Here is a 20,097-nt window from a genome sequence, read left to right on the forward strand (position 1 = left end):
GAAAGTTCGTCGCGTCAGGAGAAATCGATGTCGGCTCAGAGTCTGCGGGCCCCCGCGGCCGGAAAACATCTGCCGAGAGCAAGGAACATGGATCTGTCTTTCGGCCGATATGGCCGCGTTGACCTGCCGTTACGCTGGGTCACGATGCAACCTAACCCGAACCGTCTCGTCCTGCTGCGCCTCGGTCAGGTCGGCGCGCTGGGGATCATGGCCCTGCTCGGCCTCTTCGACGTGGCCCAGGGTGGCCTGCTGTCGGGCGACAACGGCCTGGGTCTGCTCCGGATCCTGCTGGCCGTCGGCGCGGCGGCCGTCTGGCTGCCCGCCCACCGGCCGAACTCGACCGCCCTGCCCAAGTCGGCCATCTGGCTGAGCCTGGTGTCGATGGCGGTCACCTTCGCGACGGGGGTCACCAGCTCCGACTACACCACCGGAAGCTGGGGTCTGGCCGAATCGCTCGCCCTGCTCGGCGTGCTGATGGTGGTGGCGCGGCGGGCCAAGCCCGGCTGGGCGGTCGCCGCGGTGATCACCACCGGCGCGGCGGTCAGCTTCATCCCGCTGCGCGCCGGCCGCTCCACCGACTACGTGATCTTCGGCCTGATCCAGGCCCTGGCCGCGGCCGCGGCCCTGGGCATCGGGCTCTACCTGCGGATTCTCGAAAGTTCACGGCAACGAGCGGTCGATGCCGTACGGGCGGAGCAGCGCGCCGAGTTCGCCCGCGACCTGCACGACTTCATCGCCCACCACGTCACCGGCATCGTGGTGCAGGCCCAGGGCGCCCGGTTCATCGCCGAGCAGGACCCCAAACGCGTACTCCTCGCGCTGGAGCAGATCGAACAGGCCGGCGCCGAGACGATGGCCTCGATGCGCCGCATGGTCGGGGTGCTGCGTGACCCGCAGACCCAGCCGGACGCCCCGCTCGCCCCGGTGGCCGGCGTCGGCGAGCTGGAGCAGTTGCTGGAGCAGTTCACCGCGGCCGGCGGCCCGCTCGGCCGGCTGCACCTGGACGGCACGGTCGACGGCATCCCGGTGGAGGTGTCGACCTCGGCCTACCGCGTGGTGATGGAGGCGCTGACGAACGTCCGCCAGCACGCGGTCGACGCCCGGGTCGTCGACGTGTGGATCCGCCGCACCCCGGAGTGGCTGCTGGTGCGGGTGGCCAACGACGGCACGGCACGCCCCGGCCGCCCGGGCGAACGTTCCGGGTACGGTCTGGTGGGCCTGACCGAACGGGTCCGCGCGGTGGACGGCCGCATCTCGGCCGGCCCCGGCATCGAGGGCGGCTGGGTGGTCGACGCCGCGTTCCCGCTGGATGCCAAGGTGATTTCATGATCAGAGTCCTCATCGCCGACGACCAGGCAATGGTCCGCACCGGCTTCGGCATGATCATCGGAGCTCAGGCCGACATGGAGGTGGTCGGCGAGGCCGCCGACGGCGTCGAGGCGGTGGCCCTGGCCCGCAAGCTGCGCCCGGATGTGGCGCTGTTCGACATCCGGATGCCGAGGATGGACGGACTCGAGGCGCTGCGGCTGCTGGCCGGTCCCGGCGTGGCCGACCCGGTGCGGGTGGTCGTGGTGACCACGTTCGACCTCGACGAGTACGTCCATCAGGCGCTGCGTAACGGCGCGGCGGGCTTCCTGCTCAAGGACTCCGGCCCGGCCCTGCTCGTCGAGGCGGTGCGGGCAGCGGTCGCGGGTGACGCCCTGATCAGCCCGTCGATCACCGTACGGCTGCTCGAGCACCTGTCCCCACCGGCGCCGAAAGGCGACGACGCCGGCCTGTCCCCGCGCGAGCTCGAGGTCGTGAAACTCGTCGCGAAGGGACTGACGAACGCCGAGATCGCCACCGCCCTGTTCATCTCGGTCGGTACCGTGAAGACCCACCTGGGCAGCGTGCAGACCAAACTGGGCGTGCAGAACCGGGTGAAGATCGCCGCCTGGGCCTGGGAACGCCGCCTGATCAGCTGACCCCGGCCGGGCTGCAGGTGCTGACCCAGTAACGGCGGTAGCGGCGGCCGTCGTGTTCGCGGATGTCCTCGCGTACGCCGCCGGCGCGCTCGATCGTGCGGGCGGACGCGGCGTTGGTGTCGTCGCAGGTGATCAGGACGCGGTCGAGGCCGAGGGCCCGCGCGGCGACCAGCATCTCCGCCAGCGCCCAGCCGGCCAGGCCGCGCCCCCGCTCGGCCGGGCGCACGCCGTAACCGATGTGGCCGCCCACCTCGAACAGCAGGGCGTTCAGCTCGTGGCGCAGCGAGATGGTGCCGAGCACCCGGTCGCCCTCGACCATCCAGCGGTAGGTGCAGTGCACCCAGCCGGGCTCGGCGGGCCGGGTCACGTCCGCTTCGGCGAGCAGGCGGGCGACCCACGCCGCGAACCCGTCGGCGGAGTCGACGTCGTCGGTCGGGCGGAGTCCGGAGCCGTCCTGGTGGACACCTCGGCCCCACTCGTCGCGGGCGTCCAGCCAGGCGTGGTGCAGGCGGGTGGTCGGTTCGATCAACTTCGGCATGCCGCCTACCCTAGGGCGGCGATCCGCAGGAGCCGCGCGATCTGGTCGCGGTGGCCGGTGGTCATGCTTTCCGCGAGCGTACGGGCGGGTGGATACGCTCCCCCGGCCTGCTCCATCCTGGACGTCTCGACACAGTTCCCGAGGTGACCCAGCAGCAGGCTCACCGCCGTACGGTCGAACGCCCGGCCCCGGGTTGCGCGCAGTTCCTCGAGGTCCTGGGGACGCGACCGGTGCAGCTCGCCGTGCCCCGCGTGGGCTGCCCGGTCGGGGTCGGCGGTGAGCGGCTGCTGCCAGCCGAGAAGCCAGCGCCGCATGGTGCCGTCCTCCACCGACCACTGCTTCTTCAGCTCGCTCGCGATCGTCGCGGTCTCGCCGCCGGCACGTGTCTCGGCCAGTTCGGCCACCTGGCTGCCGTCGGCGATCTGCGCCAGCGCCATCTGCAGGAACATCACGTCGACGGCGTTGAACGGCCGGGCCCGCTCCGCGGTGCCGGCCGCCGGCTGCTTCGCGCAGCCGGCGACCAGTGCCACGAGCAGAACAAGCCGGATCAGGCGGCTTGCCACAGGGCCGGGACGTTCGGCGGCTCCCAGCCGGCGATGGCGGTGTGCCCCTGCCGGCAGCGGTAGGAGATGCCGTTGTAGGTGACGACGTCGCCGGTCTTGTACGCCGTGCCCGCCTTCCACGTGCCGCTCGACGGCGGGGCGGTGGTCGGCGCGGTGGTCGGCGGCCGGGTCGTCGGGGCGGTGGTCGGGGCGGTGGTCGGCGCGGTGGTGGGTGTCGTGCCGCCACCGCCGATGTTCAGGTCGACACAGGAGTAGAACGCGTTCGTGGTGTCAGCGACGTTCCACCGGGCGAGCACGGTCTGCCGGCCGGTGAAGCCCTTCATGCCGACCGTGTGCGATTTGGTGGCGCCGGGCTGCGCGCCGCCGTCGTTGAAGCTGGCCAGCAGGGTGTTGCCGATGAAGTACTCCCACGTGCTGGTGGAGTGCCGGGCGGTCAGCACCCAGTTGAACGTGACGGTCTGCCCGGCGGCGGCCGCGGGCCAGGCCTTGGAGTTGTCGTTCAGCACGGCGAACCGCGATCCGCCGCCGTTGCACTGCGTCGAGCCCTTGGTTGCCTCGACGCTCTGCGGCTCGTAGACGATGTCGCCGCAGCCGGCGACGGCGCCGCTGGCACAGTTGGCCTGGCGGCTGGGCGGGGAGGAGATGTAGCCGTGCGCCGACGCGGGGGACACGGCCACCATCAGGGCGGCGGCCGTCGCGGCGACGGTCAGTACGGGCAGGGCGAACCTACGTCTCATGGAGGGCTCCTTGTCGTTGTGGGCTCTTCATGAAGGGGGACGGCGTTCCTGCTCCCGAACATAAGTTAAAGGTTGTTAACAGTAAAGAGACCTAACGAAGTTTTTCGATGCGTCGTTAATCAGCTGCCCGGTCCCGGGCGATCCGTTACGTTCGCCCGATGGAACCACTGACCGAGCAGCAGATCCGCGGGTCCTTCGTCAACTGCTCCAAGGGCGAGGCCGGCCGCGTCAAGATGCCGCTCGACCTGGCGGTTCAGCCGTGGCACGACCTCGACTTCCTCGGCTGGACCGACCCGGGCGCCCCGCAACGAGCCCTGCTGGTGGTCCCCCTCGACGGCGAGCCGGTGGGCGTGCTGCTGCGCCGCCCCGAAGCCCGCCGGACGAGCGCGATGCGCTCCAGCATGTGCCGCATCTGCTTCACCGGCCACAGCTCCAACGGCGTCACTTTGTTCGTCGCCCCGCTGTCCGGCGCGGCCGGCCGCAACGGCAACTCGGTCGGTGAGTACATCTGCACCGACCTGGCCTGCTCGCTGTACCTGCGCGGAAAGCGCCGGCCCCGCGGCCGCCTGGTCGGCCAGGAGGAGACCCTGTCCCTCGACGACCGGGTCGACCGGGCGATGACCAACCTGCACGGCTTCGTCAAGCGGGTCGTCGCCGGCTGACACCCGCACGCAGCGGACCCACCGACGGGGGGATCTCGTCCACGCCCGCCGGTGGGGTTGTTCAACCGCAGCGGTCAGGCGGCGGCCGACTCGAAGAGCTGGTTCTCCGGGCTGACCGTCCTGGCGTGCCGGTAGCCGAGGCCGGTCAGGACCAGCAGGATCAGGGCGCCGGCGAACGCGGCGATCGCCGAGTAGAGCGCGATCTGGCCGAACTTCCAGAAGGCGTAAGCGTTGAGCAGCATGCCCCGCAGCGTCTCGCCCCGGAACAGTGTCTGGACCTGACCGGCGAGCTTGGCGTCGTCCGGGTTGGCCTGCGCCTCGCTGCTGATCTGCGCGTACGTCTTACCGCCGGCGATCTCGCCCAGGTGCACCTTGATGAAATGGTCCGCATAGGCCTCCGCCTGCGCGCCGGTCGTCAACTTCTGACCGGCGTACTTGTTGAGGTAGGGCCCGATCTCGTCGGACTTCAACGCGTCGCTGCCCTGGGCCGGGAAGTAGATCTCCTGGGCCGCGAGCTGGTCGTGCACCGTCGAGTTGGCGAAGCTGTAACCCCAGGTGAGCAGCCCACCGGCGAGGAGCAGGCCGGCGGCCAGGACCGCACCGACCGCGGTAAGAATGATGTCGAAAGTCCTGCGTCGCATCGTGCACCTTCGGAGACTCTGGTCATTTGTTCGATCAACCGAAGTCTGTGCGCCCCCGGGACCCCGGACCAGGGACTTGCTCCCCACCCGGCGGGGCCACAGGTCCCGCCCGCAGGACCACGACTTCCGGCGGCGGGGATTGATGACTATCTTTCCGGCATGAACGCCTCGAAGGTCCTGCGGCGGGCCGCCGTCGTCGCCGGAGCGACCGTCCTGCTCGTCGCGACTCCCACGGCGGCCTTCGCGGCCGACCCCTCCTATCGGACCCTCGGCACCGCCACGAACACCGACTGGATGCGCGGGCTGGCCGACTCCCGCAGCCTGGCCTCGCTCAGCATTCCGGGGACGCACGAGACCATGGCCGTCCACGGCGGGGCCTGGACCCAGACCCAGGAGAATTTCGGGGACTCCGGGGGCACGCTGACGGCGCAGCTCGCCGCCGGGATCCGGATGATCGACATCCGGGCCCGGGTGAACAGCGGCAACACCTTCACCATCCACCACGGGGCCACCTACCAGAACGCGAACTTCGACGACGTACTGACCAAGTTGTCGGATTTTCTGGGAGCTCATCCCGGTGAGACCGTGCTGGTACGGCTCAAGCAGGAATGCACCGGGGAGATCGGCTCCTGCACGGACGCGGCGGGACAGGCCGGATTCACCGACATCTTCGACTCCTACGTCGCGAGAAGACCGGCCTTGTTCTGGACGGCGAGCGTCGACAAGACGAACGCCGCCGTGCCCGCTCTCGGTGCGGTGCGGGGCAAGGTCGTGCTCGCCGTCATGAACGGCGCGCGCGGCGGACGGTACGCGAATTACGGGCTCGCCCAGTTCAGCGACTGGAACGACGGCTCGTCGACCTATGTGCAGGACAACTACGACGTGCCCAACATCGGGGCCATCGCGACCAAGCGGGACCAGGTGCGCCGTTTCCTCGACGCGACGAGCGCGGGCGACGCCGGCAAGATCTACGTCAACTTCGCCGGCGGCTCCAGCCTCTTCGCGCAGCCCCAGCAGGTGGCCGGCGGGGCGTTCGGGGTGCAGGGCGTCGACCCGTTCCTGTTGAGCTACCTGAACCAGGGCTCGGTGGTCCGCGCGGGCGTGCTGATGCTCGATTTCCCGGGCGGCGCCTTGATCAACAAGGTGATTTCCCTCAACTGAGCGCGGTCTCGCCGATAGGCCGTCCGTGGGAGGGCCGATGAGCGAGAACGCGCGACAAGCGGCACGGCTGCTCGAGATGGCGCAGAGCGGCCGTGCCGCCGAGGCATTGTCCCGGGCGGAGGCGGCTCTCGCCCACCAGGAGAGCGCCGGCATGCATTTCGTCCGGGCCCTCGCGCTGACCAATCTCGGTGAGCCGCACGCCGCCGTCCCCGCGTTCGACCTGATGGCGACGGCCGCGGTGCGCGAGGGCAGGCCGGGCTGGCTGGCCTGTGCGCTGGCCAGCCGGGCCGCCGCCCAGCTGCGGCTCGGCGAGGGTGAGGGCGAGAGCGGCGTCCTGCAGGACCTGGTCACCGCGGAGGCGGCGGTCGCCGCCGAGACCGAGCCGGTGGCCGCGGTCAACGGGCGGGTCGCGGTCGCGATCGGCTATTTCGAGCTTCGACTGTACGAGCTGGTCGGCCCGCACTACGACGCGGCGTACGAGATGAGCCCGCCCGGCAACGGCAACCGCGCCATGTGGCTGTTCAACCAGGCCGAGATGCACCTGTTCTGGGCGCTGGAGTTGTACCAGGTCGACCAGCCGGACGCCGCGGAGAGCCACACCGCGCAGGCCGAACGGTACGCGCTGTGGGCGGCCGACGAGGCGCAGGGACCGGACGCGGCCCGGTGGCGGGACTTCGCCCTGCTGGCGGCCGCCTGCGCGCGGGCCGACCGGCATGATCCGGAGGGCGCCGCCGCCGACATCGCGATCTACCTCGAGAAGGTGGACGGCCATGGCATCGGCGGCACCGCGCTGGCCTACACCCGGCCCTTCCACGCGGTGGCCCTGCGCCGCTCCGGCCGTCGTGCCGAAGCGCTCGCCGTCATGGAGCAGGCCGTGGCGCAGCTGACCGCCGACGCCGGCTGGCTGATCACCTCGGCCACCCACCGCACCCGGGCGGTCCTGCTCGGCAGCGACGACGCCGAGATCGGCCTGCGGTACGGCGACGCGCTGGCCGCGGCGATGTGGCGGCACCGGCTGCGCACGCTCCAGTCGGTCGAGGCGATGAAGTCGCTGGAGCTGCTGCGCGCCGAGCACGCGCAGGCCGAACGGGCGGCCGCGCTCGACACGTTGACCGGCATCGCGAACCGGGGCGCCTTCGACCGCGCCGTCCGGGCCGCCCAGGAGCACCCGGCCGACCGGGTCACCGTCATGGTGGTGGACACCGACAAGTTCAAACAGATAAACGACACCGCCGGGCACGCGGCCGGCGACGCGGCCCTGCGGGCGATCGCCGTGGCGCTCGGCGCGCAGCTGCGGGAGCAGGATCTGCTGGCCCGGCTGGGCGGCGACGAGTTCGCGATCCTGCTGCCGGGTCTCGGTGCGGCGGGCGCGGCAAGCGTGGCGGAGCGGATGGTCGCGGCGGTACGGGCGATCCCGGACTGCCCGGCCACGGTGAGCATCGGGGTGGCCGGTTCCTACGCGGCCGACCTGAACGAGGCGTTGAAACTGGCTGACGAGGCGATGTACCGCGTGAAACGTCGAGGTGGCGACGGCGTGGAGATGGGTATAGCTGCCTCATGCGAGAACACCCCCTCGGCGTACGCCTGACGGTTGCCGCGGCCGCCGCGGCGCTGCTCCTGATGCCGGCCGCGATGGTCGGCGCCCTGGTCGTGGGGAGGGTGGACTGGCTGCACAGCCTGGACATGGCGGTCACGAACGGCCTGCACGGTTACGCGCTGCACCACCCGGGGTGGGTGTGGTTCATGAAGGCGTGGAGCCTCGTCTTCGACCCGAACTCCTGGCGGCTGGCCGTCCTCGGCCTGGTGATCTGGCTGATCCGCCGGGGGCAGGGATCGCCGGCGTGGTGGGCGGGCATCACGATGGCGACCGGCGGCGTCCTCGGCGCGGTGCTGAAGCTGCTGGTCGGCCGGCACCGGCCGGATCTGCTGGACCCGGTGGCCCAGGCGACCGGCTACTCGTTCCCGTCCGGGCACGTGCTCAACAACGCGCTCGGCGCGGCGGTGTTTCTGCTGATCCTGCTGCCGTACACCAGGGGCAGCACGGCGAAGCGGGCGCTGCTGTGGGCCGGCGCGATCGTCATCCCGCTGATGACCGCGGTCAGCCGGGTCGCGCTGGGCGTGCACTGGACCAGCGACGTGCTGGCCGCCTGGTTCCTCGGGGTCGCGCTGGCCGCCGCCACCGCGGCCGCCTACCTGGCTCGCAGCCGCCGCAAGCAGGCACATGTGGCAACCGAGGGTCTGCACGCATGAAAGACTCTCGATCCGGGTAAACGGCCCGCTCATGCTGGCGAATCGGGCGGTACTCGAACACCGGGCTGTCTACTACGGCAAACGCATCCTTCCCTGGCTGATCGCGCTGCTGCTCGGCATGATCGCGCTAGGCCTTCTCATCACTCGGGTCGCCGAGCACATCTGGCCGTTCACCGTGGAGGACAGCGTCAACCGCTGGTTCGCCGCGCACCGCACGCCCACGATGAACACGGTCACCTTCATCGGCAGCCTGTTCGGCAGCACACCGGTGATCATCGCGCTCACCGCGGTCGCCGCGCTCATCCTGCTCTGGCGGCTGCACAGCTGGTTCGAGCCGCTGTACCTGTGCGCGGCGGTGACCGCCCAGGCGCTCGTCTTCTTCTTCACGACGCTGGTGATCGACCGGCAGCGCCCGGCGGTCAAGCGCCTCGACGCCTCACCGCCGACCTCCAGCTTCCCGTCCGGGCACACCTCGGCGGCGGTCGCGCTCTACTGTGGCCTGGCCCTGGTGCTGGCCGGCCTGGTCCACCGGACGTGGCAGAAATGGCTGTGCTGGGCGCTGGTGCTGATGCCGATCTTCGTGGCGACGTCGCGGATGTACCGCGGCATGCACCACCCCTCCGACGTGACCGCGTCGTTCCTCAACGGGGCGCTCTGCATCACCCTGATGAGCTGGGCCATCCTCAGGTCAGCGGAGCGAGGCGGAGCTTCGTCACGGCGACCGGTCCGATCGACGACTTGAGCAGCACCTGATCGATGCCGCCCTTGGCCGCGCCCTGGTCGGCGGGGACGGTCAGGTTGGTCACGGTCTGCCGGGACAGGTCGCGGAACGTGACCTCCATGGTCAGCGTGTTCGGGGTGAGCGGAACGACCTGGATCGCCCCGGCCGGGGTGTCCTGGAGGAAGTCGATGAGCAGCGGCACCTCATGGCACCGGGTCGGGTCGTCCGGCAGCGCCGAGGTCATGAACTTGCCGGTCGGGTCGTCGACGACGGCGGCGCTGCGGGCGTTCTCGCAGCCCGCCACCACTATTGCGTTGGGGTCGGCGCTGACCAGGAAGCCGTCGTTGCGGAAGAAGTCACTCGCGACGGCCCCGGGCGGCGGCGTGGTGAGGTCGACCTCGCGCGCTCCCCGACCGGCCGGCGGCGCGGTGGTGGTGGTGGCCGCGGCGGCCGAGGTGGGGGCGGCGGCGCTGGGCTGAGCGGGCGGGGCGGCGGCGGACGGCGCCTGGGCCGGCGGGGCGGCCGCGGACTGCTGCGTCGCCGGGGCGGCCGCGGTCGGGACGACAGCCGGCTGCTGCCCGGCGGCCGGGTCCGGCTCGTCCTTGGTCTTGGTCAGCAGCGTGGGCACGGCGATGGCGGCGGCCAGCACGACGACCCCGGCCGCGATCCCGGCGATCTTGATGAACTTCGACGCTATCCGGGGCTGCTGCACGAACGTGGCCGTACCGGTGATCGGCGTGGCCCCCGGCAGATCCGGCGTCGCGGCCAGCGTCAGCTGCCGCTGCTTCTCCTTGTTCCACGGCACCGGCGCCGACACGTCGAGCAGCGCCCGAGCCGTCGTGCCCGGGGGCAGGTCGAGCCAGCCCGGCTGGAAGACCGCGCTGACCCGCCGCTCCGGATCGGTCGCGGTCAGGTAGAGCCGCACCGGCGCGTTGCCGCCGTTGCTGACCTCCAGCGAATACTGGCCCGAACCGCCGCCCGTCACCACCTCGGGCGTCGTGCGCAGGGTGATCGCCTCGACGCTGGCCAGCTCGATCGGCACCTCGACGCAGCGGGACACGTCATGCCGGTATTTCGACCGCACCAGCGCGCCGACCACATAGGTGCCGGCCGGGGCGGGCGGCTGCACCGGAAGGTTGACCTTGACGATCAGCGTGCCGCTCTCGGCCGGGCGCAGTTTGGCGACCTCGGGCTCGGTGCGCACGGTCGCGCCGTCGGGCAGGCCGAGCAACTCGACGCCGTAATGCTCCACGATGTCACTGGCATTGCGCACGGTGACGTCGAACTGGAGGTTGTCGCCGGGCGAGGCATCCGCCCGCTCCGGCGCGACATTGACACGCAGCGGCAGGGTCACCCGCTCATGCTGTCACTTCGCGTCGAGCAAAGCTCTATAAGATCCCCGACACAAGATCTTCGAGCGTCGCTCGCGCTCCGTTGCGGTGCAGGCCGGCAAGCACCGAGCGGTACGCCGAGACGAAGCGCTCGTGGTCGACGAGGTCGCCGAAGACGTCCCGGTTCGAGATGAACGCGAGCGGCTCCCGCCGTTGCCGGCCCGCGGCCGCCGTCAGGGTCTCCGCCAACCGGTCGACGACCTCGATCGGCTCGCCCCGCTCGTCGACGCCCTCGGCGTACCGGGCCCACGACGCGACGATCGCGGTGGAGAGCAGGATGTCGCCGCCGGTGTCGAGGTTGCGGCGGATCACCGGGAGCAGCCACTTCGGGATCCGGTCGGAGCTCTCCGCGCACAGCCGGGCGACGGTGTCACGGACCTGCGAGTTGGAGAACCGGTCGATCAGCTGGTGCTGATATTCGCGCAGGTCGACGCCGGGCACCGGTTCGAGGGTCGGGGTGGCCTCACGTTCCATGTAGCCGAGCAGGAACTTCGCGAACAGCGGGTCCTGGGCGGCGTCGTGCACCAGGCGGTAACCGGCCAGCCAGGCGAAATAGCACAGGCCCTGGTGGGAGGCGTTCAGCAGGCGCAACTTCATCAACTCGTACGGTTCGACGTCGGCCACCACCTGCACGCCCACCTCCTCGAACGGCGGCCGGCCGGCGCGGAACGCGTCCTCGAGGGCCCACTGGGTGAACGGCTCGCACACCACCGGCCAGCCGTCCCGCACCCCGAACCGCTTGCCGACCTGCTCGCGGTCCTCGTCGGTGGTGACCGGCGTGATCCGGTCCACCATGCTGTTCGGGAAGTCGACGTGCTCGGCCACGTAGGACGCGAGGCCGGGATCGCGCAGTCTTGCGTACTCGACGAAGCTGCGCCGGGCCGTATCCCCGTTCCCCTGGATGTTGTCGCAGCTCATGATCGTGAAGGGCGGCAGGCCGCGCTCGCGGCGCCGTTCGATCGCGGCCGTGACCAGCCCGAACGTGGTCCGGGGCGGGTTTGCCGGGTCCAGGTCGTGCTGGATGTCCGGGTTGTCGGCCCGGAACTCGCCGGTGACCGCGTCGACGTTGTAACCACCCTCGGTGACCGTCAGCGATACGATCCGGATCTCCGGCGCCGCCATCTTCTCGATCACCGCCGCCGGATCGTCCGGCGCGTAGAGGTAGTCGACTATCGACCCGACGACCCGGGCCTCGAGACCGCCGTCCGGCGCCTTGACGACGAGGGTGTAGAGGCCGTCCTGCGCGGTCAGCACCTGACGCATCCGCTCGTCGGCGGGCATCACCCCGACCCCGCAGATCGCCCAGTCGAGAGCCTTGCCCTCGGTCATCAGCCGATCGAGGTACATCGCCTGGTGGGCGCGATGGAAACCGCCCACGCCGAAATGCACGATCCCGGCCCGCAACCGCGACCGGTCGTAGGACGGGACGGCGACGTCGGTCAGGGACTTCAGGTTGGCGTTATTGAGCGGCAGCATCGGTCATGACCTCCCGGCGGTGGATCGGGGATGACTGCCAGCATCCCACCGAAGCCCCTAGGTCACCGGCGACCGAGTCACCTGATCTTGTGCCCGCCCCCGGTCACCGCGAACCGGCCTCGTACGCGGCGCGAAGCTCCGCGGTGGCCCGCGGCCGTTCCGGATCCGGCCGCGGCGTGCCGAGGTGGGTCTCGCGCAGTTCGTCCATCAGGCGGCCGAGGAGCTCGGGACCGCCGTCCCGCAGCAGTTCGGCGCGCACCCGCAGGCGTCGCTCGCCCTCGCGGTGGGCCAGCCCCCAGGCACCCAGCGCCACCATGATCGGCAGTACCTGGATGCCCGATTCGGTGAGCGAATAGGCCGCTCGCTGGCCGCGCCGGGCGACTTCGCGGGTCAGCAGGCCGGCCTCGGTGAGCCGCTTCAGCCGGCTGCTGAGGATGTTGGAGGCGATGCCCTCCTCGTTGTCGGCGAGCAGTTCCCGGAAGTGCCGCCGGTTGCCGAACATGATGTCGCGCAGCACGAGCATCGCCCACGGATCGCCGAGCACCTCGACGGCTTGATTGATCGGGCAACCCGACCGGGGGGTGTCTTCCGGCGCCATAGTGGTTGCAATCTACCACTGCTTTTCCTAGGGTCATCCGCATGCCTGGACGATTCGTGTACTGGATGAACGTGTCCGCCGACCTGAAGATCGAGCACGCCGCGGGCGAGGAGGGCGGCGGAAACTGGATGCGGATCGGGGAGCAGTTGCACGGCGAGTTCAACGCCCGAGCCCGCAAGCTGTCGACCATGGTCCAGGGGCGCGTCATCTTCGACACCATGGCGGCGTTCTGGCCGGCCGCCCGCACCGACGACACCCTGGAGGACGTCCTGCGGGAATACGGCGAGATCTGGACCTCGAAGCCGAAGATCCTGGTCTCCCGGAGCCGGACCACCACCGAGCACAACACCCGCACCATCGGCGGTGACGACGACGCCCTCGAGCGACTGACCGAATTGCGCGCCGAGACCGAGGGCGACATCGGCGTCGGCGGCGCCACCCTCGCCACCCAGCTGCTCGACGCGGGCCTGCTCGACGAACTGCTGCTCTTCACCCACCCGGTGATCCTCGGCTCCGGCCGCCCACTGTTCGACCACCACACCCGGCCGATCGAGCTGGACCTGCTGGAACACGCCGCCTTCGAGGACGGCGTGACCATGCACCGCTACGCCGTCCGCTACCCCTGACCGGGCCGCGAGCGCTCAGCCCACCCGCTCCCGCAGCCTCCTGCCCAGCTGCCAGGACTCGTCCCGCATGGCGTCGACAAGACAGTCGAGGGCGAAGGCCAGAGTGGACACGCCGATGGTGTTCGCCGGTCTGCTGCAGTCGAACATCAGGTCACGCCCGCACAGCACGGGCACATGGCGGCCCCGAGTTCGCTCACGTCGTACGCCGAGAGGAGGTTCGTCGAGACGAAGTCGAAGTATTTCACCGCCCGCTGTTCGGCCGGGGCGGCGCCGACCAGTGAGGCTTTCGGCGTAACAACCTGAGTGCTATGAGTACTGGTCGGTGGGTGTCGGGTGGACACGCCCGGACTCGTTGTGCAGCACTGGTGATCCGGCCCGTCGAACACGACCGGAGTACCTGAGAAGGACCGTCACCTGGCGTCGAAACGGCCGTTGCTCGGAAAGCCTCATCGCCCGATTCAGCGGCGTACGCGAATGGGCCTTTGCGATTTCGCCGCCCTCTCCGAATTGCTTGTCGAGTTACCCGCCCTCGTCGAGGGTTGATGGTTGCCGCCGCGGGCCGACCGGCCGCACCGGCGCACGCCGCCCGATCGCGGATGCCGGCCACGCGACTCCTCGACCTGCGCTCGCCCGAGTAGGACGAGCATTTCGGTCCGCGTCATTGTCTTTTCCTTTACTCGGAATTGCCAGGGGGAATCGGGGCTGGTTAAGATCTGAGCCGCTCCAGGACGCGCATCAACTGGTCGTGTGTCGGCGTGGTCGCGCCGACCGCCGGGCTGATGCCAGGAGCACGTGGTGGGAGCCCCGCCGGGACATGCGCTCTTCCGACAGCGCGTAGTCCCGGGTGCAGGTGGGATCCCGGAATTCGCCGAGGCAGCGAAGCTCTGGACTCGTGCATGCCACACGCCTTCCGTGACAAGTCGATGCTGGTCGAGTGGCAGCGACGGACACCCGTAGGGGGACGAGTGCCCGCCGCGCCTGAGGCCCATCGTGGCTACGGCGATTGGGGTGCACAACGATCCGCACGGATGAATTTCGGCTACTCGCCAGTATTCGGCGAGATTTCTCGACAGGCATTCCACGAAGGACTTACGAGCATTCCACGATGGAGTACGAACCGACTCCATGGCGAATAGTTCAGAGGCACGAAGGCGAGGCAACATTCCATGGAGACCGAAAGCGCCGACCGAGCCAGCTCCTCGGTTCCCCGGCGTCAACTCGGGCGGTTCCTCCGGCAGCAGCGCGAGGCCGCGGAGCGAACGTTGAAGGTGACGGCCGAGTACATGGAGTGCTCGGTGCAGAAGCTGTGGCGCATCGAGAAGGGCGCCGTCCCGGTGCGCGGGCCGGAGGTGAAGCAGTTGTGCCACTTCTACGGGACCGACCCGGCGCTCACCGAGGCGCTGGTGAGCCTGGCCAAGCAGACCCGGGCCCGGGGCTGGTGGCAGTCCTTCGACGACCTCGCCATGCCGGAGTGGTCGGAGCTGCACGTCGGGTTGGAACAGGCGGCCGGCCGCATCCGCAAGTACGACCCGCAGGTGGTTCCGGGACTGCTGCAGGCCCACGCCTACATGGAGGCGGTTCTGCGAGCCGGCCCGCCGGACGTCTCGGACGAGCAGGTGAAGGCCGGCATCCGCGTCGAGCAGGAGCGTCAGCGGCTGCTTTCCCGGCACTTCCCGCCGCCACCGCGGCTGGAGGTGATCCTCGCCGAGGCGGCGCTCCTCGGTGACGTGGAGCCGCAAGGTGCCATGCAGCAGCAGCTGTGGCATCTGCTCAAGGCGAACGAGGAGGGCCGGGCGATCGTCCGGGTGCTGCCCCGATCGGTCGCGCTCCATCGGGCGTCGCGCACCGGCCGGTTCACGATCCTGGAGTTCCCGCCACCGGCCCGCGGGGACGGCAACGCCCCGGAGCCACCGACGGTCTACGTCCGGAGCCTGACCGGCGCGCTCTATCTGGACCGGCCGCCGGAGATCGCGGCGTACGAACGGGTCTGGAGCGATCTGGACGCGCGCTGCCTGTCGGTGGCCGGTTCGAACGCGCTGATCAGCGGTCTGCTTCTGGGCACGGGCTGAGAAGGACGGCGCGCCCGCGGTGCCGTGCGGCGCGCCGTCCTCCGTTCACCGGTCAGGCCGCGACAGTGGCCTGCTCGGTGGCCGGGGTGCCGGCGCCACCGGACATGTGGCGCAGGTACGCCGGCAGGGTCAGGAACTCGGGGCAGGTGCGTTCGGTCATCAGCACCGTGAGCAGGGTGCGGGCCTGACCGAACAGGCAGGCCTGCTCCTCGTCCAGGGCGCCGGTCTCGCTCAGCACGTCGAGCTCCTCGCGCAGCATCCGGGTGACCAGGGCGGCCGAGACCGGGACGCCGTAGTCGGTCGGGGTGCCGTGGTGGATCCACTGCCAGAGCTGCGCGCGGCAGATCTCGGCGGTGGCGGCGTCCTCCATCAGACCGCCGAGGGCCACCGCCCCGCGCCCGCCCAGCCAGGCGGCGATGTAGCGGAGCGCGACACTCGCGTTGGTGCGCAGCGCCACCTCGGTCACCTGGACCCCGGCCGCCTTGACGTCGAGCAGGTCGGCCGCCGTCACCCGGACGTCGTCGCGCTTGCGGACGATCTGGTGCGGCTCGTCGCCGAGCCACTGGTCGAACACGTCCCGGCAGGTGTCGACCAGGCCGGGGTGCGCGACCCAGGAGCCGTCGAAACCGTCGCCGACCTCGCGCCGCTTGTCCTGGCGGACCTGGTTGAGCGCGCGTTTGGCGGCCACCGGATCCCGGCTGGGGACGACGGCGGCCATGCCGCCGATGGCGTGCGCTCCGCGCCGATGACAGGTACGGACGAGCAGTTCGGTGTACGCCCGCATGAACGGTGCCGTCATGGTGATCTGGGAGCGTTCCGGGAGGACCACGTCGGGCCGGTTCTTGATCATGCTGAACAGGTAGTCCCAGCGTCCCGCGTTCAGGCCGGCCGAGTGTTCGCGCAGCTCGTACAGGATCTCCTCCATCTCGAACGCCGCGGTGATCGTCTCGATCAGCACCGTGGCCCGGATGGTGCCGCGCGGCAGCCCGAGCTGTTCCTGGGCGAACAGGAAGACCTCGTTCCAGAGGCGGGCCTCCAGGTGCGACTCCAGCTTGGGCAGGTAGAAGTAGGGGCCGCTCCCCCGGTCGAGCTGGCGCTGGGCGCAGTGGAAGAAGTACAGGCCGAAGTCGAACAGCGAGGCGGAGACGGCCCGGCCGCCGATCCGCACGTGTGCCTCGGGCAGGTGCCAGCCCCGCGGCCGCACCATGATCGTCGGGGTCCAGCCGTTGACCCGGTACTCCTTGCCGGACGGGTCGGTGAAGTCGAGGGTCCCGTCCAGCGCGGCGCGCAGGTTGGCCTGGCCGAGCACGACGTTCTCCCAGGTGGGCGAGGTGGCGTCCTCGAAGTCGGCCATCCACACCCGGGCCCCGGAGTTGAGCGCGTTGACCGTCATCTTGCGTTCCGGCGGCCCGGTGATCTCGACCCGGCGGTCGAGCAGGTCGGGCGCGGGCGGGGCGACCTGCCACGCCGGATCGTCACGCACCGGCCGGGTGGCCGCCAGGAAGTCGAGCGAGTCGGTGCGGGTGGTCCGCCGCCGGCGCCGCCGCTCCAGGAGCTGCACCCGGCGGGCGCCGAACTCGCGGTCCAGCGCCACCACGAAGGCGATCGCCTCGGGGGTCAGGATCTCGGCGTAGCGGCCCTCGGTCGTACCGGTGATGGTGACCTCTTCGTTCATCAGAACTGCTCCGTCTCGGTCGAGCCCGCCAGCGCGGTGGTCGAGCTGTCGGGGTTGAGCGCGGTCGAGACGGCGTCGAAGTAGCCGGTGCCGACCTCGGCCTGGTGCTTGGTCGCGGTGTAACCGTCGGCCTCGGCCGCGAACTCGGCCTCCTGCAGCTGCACGTACGCCGTCATGCCGGTCTCGGCGTAGCCGCGGGCCAGCTCGAACATCGAGTGGTTGAGCGCGTGGAAGCCGGCCAGGGTGACGAACTGGAACTTGTAGCCCATCGCGCCGAGCTCCTTCTGGAACCGGGCGATGTCGGCGTCGTCGAGGTTCTTCTTCCAGTTGAACGACGGCGAGCAGTTGTAGGCGAGCATCTTGTCCGGGTGCGAGGCGTGCACCGCCTCGGCGAAACTGCGAGCGAACTCCAGGTCCGGCTTGCCGGTCTCGACCCACAGCAGATCGGCGTAATCGGCGTACGCGACCCCGCGGGCGATCGCCGACTCGGCTCCGGGCCGCACCCGGAAGAAGCCTTCGGCCGTCCGCTCGCCGGTGATGAACGGCTTGTCGCGCTCGTCCACATCGGTGGTGAGCAGGTCCGCCGCCAGCGCGTCGGTACGGGCGATGACCAGCGACGGCACCCCGGCCACGTCGGCGGCGAGGCGGGCCGCGTTGAGCGTACGGATGTGTTGCTGGGTCGGGATGAGCACCTTGCCGCCCAGGTGGCCGCACTTCTTCTCGCTGGCGAGCTGGTCCTCCCAGTGCACGCCCGCCGCCCCCGCCGTGATCATGGCCTTCATCAGCTCGAACGCGTTGAGCGGGCCGCCGAAGCCGGCTTCCGCGTCGGCCACGATCGGGGCGAACCAGTCGCGGTCCTTCTTCCCCGCGGCGTGGTCGATCTGATCGGCGCGCAGCAGGGCGTTGTTGATCCGCCGGACCACCGCCGGGACCGAGTTGGCCGGGTAGAGCGACTGGTCCGGGTAGGTGTTGCCGGACAGGTTCGCGTCCGCGGCGACCTGCCAGCCGGACAGGTAGATGGCCTTGAGGCCGGCCCGCACCTGTTGGACCGCCTGGCCACCGGTGAGCGCCCCGAGCGCGTTGACGTAGTCCTCGCTGTGCAGCAGCTCCCACAGCCGCTGCGCGCCCCGCTCGGCGAGAGTGTGCCGCTCCTGGAGGCTGCCCCGGAGCTTGACCACGTCGTCGGCGGTGTACGTGCGCTTGATGCCCATCCAACGGGGATCGCCGGCCCACTGCTGAGTGAGGTCCGCTGCGGTACCGCCCCGGGTCAGCTGATCAGTCATCGAAATATCCCTTTCCTGCCCTGTCGCCGTGGTGCTCGGTGGAAGAATTCGACTGTCGCGTATCCCGCAACCCCCTTGGCAGCCATTTGTGAGCAGAAGAAACGCCGAATTTCTGCTAGCGTCAAACCCGTGACCGCTTCACCTTCCGCCGGCCCCGAGATGGATCTGGTGACCCTCGGCCAGCGCCTGCGCCACCTGCGCAAATCGAAGAACATGACGCTCGAGCAGATGAGCGAGGCGGTCGGCCGGGCCCCGTCGCAGCTCTCCATGATCGAGAACGGCAAGCGCGAACCGAAGCTGTCCGTCCTGCAGGCCATCGCCGCCGCCCTGGGCGTACCGCTGCAGGATCTGCTCCGCCCGGAAGCCCCCTCCCGGCGGGCCGGACTCGAGATCGACCTGGCCCACCTTCAGCGCGAAACCGCGTACGCGAGCCTGGGTCTGCCGGTCGTTCGCGGTGGCCCCCGGCTGCCGACGGACGCGCTCGAGGCGCTGGTCGGCCTGCACCGCGAGCTCGGCCGGGTCCTGGCCGAGCAGAGCGCGACACCCGAGGTGGCGCGCAAGGCCAACGCGCAGCTCCGGGTCGACATGCGCGACCGTGACAACTACTTCCCCGAGATCGAGGCGGCCGCCGTCAAGGTGTTGCAGTCGGTGCGCTACACGACCGGGCCGCTGTCGCAGCGCGGCATCCTCGACATCGCGGCATCCCTGGGCTTCTCGTTGCACTACGTGAACGACCTGCCCGGCTCGACGCGCTCGGTGACCGACCTCAAGAACCGGCGGATCTACCTGCCCCAGGTGGCCAGCGGCAAGGGCCACGATCCGCGCGCGGTGGTCCTGCAGACGCTCGGCCATTTCGTGCTCGGGCACAACGACCCCAGCGACTACGGCGATTTCCTGCGGCAGCGGGTCGAGGCCAACTATTTCGCGGCGGCGCTGCTCATGCCGGAGAAGTTCGCCGCCGATTTCCTGCGCGAGGCCAAGGCCGACCGGGCCCTGGCGATCGACGATTTCCGGGACGCGTTCGGGGTGTCCTACGAGACCGCGGCACACCGGTTCACCAACCTCGCGACGCACCATTTCGGCATTCCGGTGCACTTCACCCGAGTGCACGAGAACGGCACCGTCTACAAGGCGTACGAGAATGACGGTGTTCGATTCCCGTCGGATGTCACCGGGGCCATCGAGGGTCAGCCGATCTGCCGCAAGTGGGCGTCCCGGACGATTTTCCAGGCCGACGACCCCTATTCGTCGTTCTACCAGTTCACCGACACGTCGGCCGGCACCTACTGGTGCACGGTGCACATCGAGTCGACCCGTTCCGGCGAGTTCTCGGTGACCGTCGGCACGCCGTACGAGCATGCTCGCTGGTTCCGCGGCGGCGACACCACCCGGCGTACCGTCTCCCGCTGCCCCGACCCGGACTGTTGCCGGCGGCCGCCGGCCGACCTGGTGCATCGCTGGGCCGGCAGCGCCTGGCCCAGCGCCCGGGTCCATTCCCATCTCCTCGCCGCGTTGCCTCCGGGCACCTTTCCCGGCGTCGACAACCAGGACGTCTACGAATTCCTGGACCGGCGCGCCTAGGTCGAATCGGTGCCGATGATCCGCATGATCCGCTCGGCCGCGGAGCGCCGGTGCGGGCTGCGTGACCACATGTGGGTCAGCGCCGCCCCCATGAATACGAGAGATCTTGTCAACGGCCAGGCGAGCAACGCTATTGCGATCATCACGGGGTCCGGCATTTC

The 20,097-nt window shown here is 70.1% G+C and carries 21 protein-coding genes; 10 read left to right on the top strand and 11 right to left on the bottom strand.

The window, feature by feature from the left end:
* Positions 1-144 precede the first annotated feature (144 nt).
* Positions 145-1,329 carry a sensor histidine kinase gene (locus Afe05nite_RS31835; RefSeq protein ID WP_203820959.1) on the top strand — a complete coding sequence of 395 codons (1,185 nt, stop codon included), beginning with the start codon at positions 145-147 and terminating at the stop codon, positions 1,327-1,329.
* Positions 1,326-1,964 (top strand): response regulator, encoded by a 639-nt coding sequence (locus tag Afe05nite_RS31840; RefSeq protein WP_203820960.1) that lies wholly within the window; start codon positions 1,326-1,328, stop codon positions 1,962-1,964. Before Afe05nite_RS31835 ends, Afe05nite_RS31840 begins: the two co-directional genes overlap by 4 nt.
* Here the strand turns inward: Afe05nite_RS31840 and Afe05nite_RS31845 are convergent.
* Genes Afe05nite_RS31845 through Afe05nite_RS31855 form a run of 3 tightly spaced genes read right to left on the bottom strand, consistent with a single transcriptional unit; the run spans position 1,957 to position 3,802 of the window.
* Positions 1,957-2,502: a GNAT family N-acetyltransferase gene (locus Afe05nite_RS31845; protein WP_203820961.1), complete on the bottom strand. Its 546-nt coding sequence runs from the start codon at positions 2,500-2,502 to the stop codon at positions 1,957-1,959. The genes Afe05nite_RS31840 and Afe05nite_RS31845 overlap by 8 nt on opposite strands.
* A 5-nt stretch (positions 2,503-2,507) precedes the next feature.
* Positions 2,508-3,065 carry a DUF305 domain-containing protein gene (locus Afe05nite_RS31850; protein WP_203820962.1) on the bottom strand — a complete coding sequence of 186 codons (558 nt, stop codon included), beginning with the start codon at positions 3,063-3,065 and terminating at the stop codon, positions 2,508-2,510.
* Positions 3,050-3,802: a lytic polysaccharide monooxygenase gene (locus Afe05nite_RS31855; RefSeq protein ID WP_203820963.1), complete on the bottom strand. Its 753-nt coding sequence runs from the start codon at positions 3,800-3,802 to the stop codon at positions 3,050-3,052. The genes Afe05nite_RS31850 and Afe05nite_RS31855 overlap by 16 nt, the downstream gene beginning before the upstream one ends.
* Positions 3,803-3,960: 158 nt before the next feature.
* Between Afe05nite_RS31855 and Afe05nite_RS31860 the strand changes: the two genes are divergently transcribed.
* A complete protein-coding gene (locus tag Afe05nite_RS31860) occupies positions 3,961-4,464 on the top strand; it encodes an FBP domain-containing protein (protein WP_203820964.1) in 504 nt (167 codons plus the stop codon).
* Between the two features lie 74 nt (positions 4,465-4,538).
* Here the strand turns inward: Afe05nite_RS31860 and Afe05nite_RS31865 are convergent, their stop codons facing one another.
* The gene (locus Afe05nite_RS31865) at positions 4,539-5,105 is read right to left on the bottom strand and encodes a hypothetical protein (protein ID WP_203820965.1); all 567 of its coding nucleotides are present in this window, start codon (positions 5,103-5,105) and stop codon (positions 4,539-4,541) included.
* A gap of 159 nt (positions 5,106-5,264) precedes the next feature.
* Between Afe05nite_RS31865 and Afe05nite_RS31870 the strand changes: the two genes are divergently transcribed.
* Genes Afe05nite_RS31870 through Afe05nite_RS31885 form a run of 4 tightly spaced genes read left to right on the top strand, consistent with a single transcriptional unit; the run spans position 5,265 to position 9,258 of the window.
* On the top strand, positions 5,265-6,266 hold the full coding sequence (locus tag Afe05nite_RS31870) for a phosphatidylinositol-specific phospholipase C (protein WP_203820966.1): 1,002 nt from the start codon (positions 5,265-5,267) through the stop codon (positions 6,264-6,266).
* Between the two features lie 37 nt (positions 6,267-6,303).
* Positions 6,304-7,854, top strand: a complete 1,551-nt coding sequence (locus tag Afe05nite_RS31875) for a GGDEF domain-containing protein (protein WP_203820967.1) — start codon at positions 6,304-6,306, stop codon at positions 7,852-7,854.
* Complete coding sequence (locus tag Afe05nite_RS31880; RefSeq protein ID WP_203820968.1) at positions 7,824-8,516, top strand: phosphatase PAP2 family protein; 693 nt, start codon at positions 7,824-7,826, stop codon at positions 8,514-8,516. The genes Afe05nite_RS31875 and Afe05nite_RS31880 overlap by 31 nt, the downstream gene beginning before the upstream one ends.
* A gap of 31 nt (positions 8,517-8,547) precedes the next feature.
* Entirely contained in the window at positions 8,548-9,258 is a 711-nt protein-coding gene (locus Afe05nite_RS31885; RefSeq protein WP_203820969.1) for a phosphatase PAP2 family protein, read from the top strand.
* On the opposite strand, the gene Afe05nite_RS31890 is transcribed toward Afe05nite_RS31885, so the two are convergent.
* From Afe05nite_RS31890 to Afe05nite_RS31900, 3 genes are all read right to left on the bottom strand, one after another.
* Positions 9,200-10,591, bottom strand: coding sequence for a COG1470 family protein (locus Afe05nite_RS31890; RefSeq protein WP_203820970.1), 1,392 nt, complete (start codon positions 10,589-10,591; stop codon positions 9,200-9,202). The two genes, Afe05nite_RS31885 and Afe05nite_RS31890, sit on opposite strands and share 59 nt — an antisense overlap.
* Before the next feature lie 34 nt (positions 10,592-10,625).
* The gene (locus tag Afe05nite_RS31895; protein ID WP_203820971.1) at positions 10,626-12,104 is read right to left on the bottom strand and encodes a mannitol dehydrogenase family protein; all 1,479 of its coding nucleotides are present in this window, start codon (positions 12,102-12,104) and stop codon (positions 10,626-10,628) included.
* A gap of 103 nt (positions 12,105-12,207) precedes the next feature.
* Positions 12,208-12,702 carry a winged helix-turn-helix transcriptional regulator gene (locus Afe05nite_RS31900; protein ID WP_203820972.1) on the bottom strand — a complete coding sequence of 165 codons (495 nt, stop codon included), beginning with the start codon at positions 12,700-12,702 and terminating at the stop codon, positions 12,208-12,210.
* 41 nt (positions 12,703-12,743) lie between these two features.
* On the opposite strand from Afe05nite_RS31900, the gene Afe05nite_RS31905 reads away from it, so the two are divergent.
* Positions 12,744-13,328: a dihydrofolate reductase family protein gene (locus tag Afe05nite_RS31905; protein WP_203820973.1), complete on the top strand. Its 585-nt coding sequence runs from the start codon at positions 12,744-12,746 to the stop codon at positions 13,326-13,328.
* A gap of 15 nt (positions 13,329-13,343) precedes the next feature.
* Here the strand turns inward: Afe05nite_RS31905 and Afe05nite_RS44680 are convergent, their stop codons facing one another.
* Positions 13,344-13,475: a hypothetical protein gene (locus tag Afe05nite_RS44680; RefSeq protein WP_275407527.1), complete on the bottom strand. Its 132-nt coding sequence runs from the start codon at positions 13,473-13,475 to the stop codon at positions 13,344-13,346.
* Between the two features lie 1,019 nt (positions 13,476-14,494).
* Between Afe05nite_RS44680 and Afe05nite_RS31910 the strand changes: the two genes are divergently transcribed.
* Complete coding sequence (locus tag Afe05nite_RS31910) at positions 14,495-15,397, top strand: helix-turn-helix domain-containing protein (protein ID WP_203820974.1); 903 nt, start codon at positions 14,495-14,497, stop codon at positions 15,395-15,397.
* Between the two features lie 52 nt (positions 15,398-15,449).
* On the opposite strand, the gene aceB is transcribed toward Afe05nite_RS31910, so the two are convergent.
* Together aceB and aceA are read right to left on the bottom strand one after the other, a co-directional pair.
* Positions 15,450-17,072 carry a malate synthase A gene (gene aceB, locus Afe05nite_RS31915; protein WP_203820975.1) on the bottom strand — a complete coding sequence of 541 codons (1,623 nt, stop codon included), beginning with the start codon at positions 17,070-17,072 and terminating at the stop codon, positions 15,450-15,452.
* Positions 17,072-18,355 (bottom strand): isocitrate lyase, encoded by a 1,284-nt coding sequence (aceA, locus tag Afe05nite_RS31920; RefSeq protein WP_203820976.1) that lies wholly within the window; start codon positions 18,353-18,355, stop codon positions 17,072-17,074. The genes aceB and aceA overlap by 1 nt, the downstream gene beginning before the upstream one ends.
* Positions 18,356-18,484: 129 nt before the next feature.
* Between aceA and Afe05nite_RS31925 the strand changes: the two genes are divergently transcribed.
* Positions 18,485-19,936 carry a helix-turn-helix domain-containing protein gene (locus Afe05nite_RS31925; protein WP_203820977.1) on the top strand — a complete coding sequence of 484 codons (1,452 nt, stop codon included), beginning with the start codon at positions 18,485-18,487 and terminating at the stop codon, positions 19,934-19,936.
* Here the strand turns inward: Afe05nite_RS31925 and Afe05nite_RS31930 are convergent.
* Positions 19,933-20,094, bottom strand: coding sequence for a hypothetical protein (locus tag Afe05nite_RS31930; RefSeq protein WP_203820978.1), 162 nt, complete (start codon positions 20,092-20,094; stop codon positions 19,933-19,935). The genes Afe05nite_RS31925 and Afe05nite_RS31930 overlap by 4 nt on opposite strands.
* Positions 20,095-20,097 lie beyond the last annotated feature (3 nt).

It is taken from the genome of Paractinoplanes ferrugineus (genome assembly GCF_016862195.1).
GTDB lineage: Bacteria > Actinomycetota > Actinomycetes > Mycobacteriales > Micromonosporaceae > Actinoplanes > Actinoplanes ferrugineus.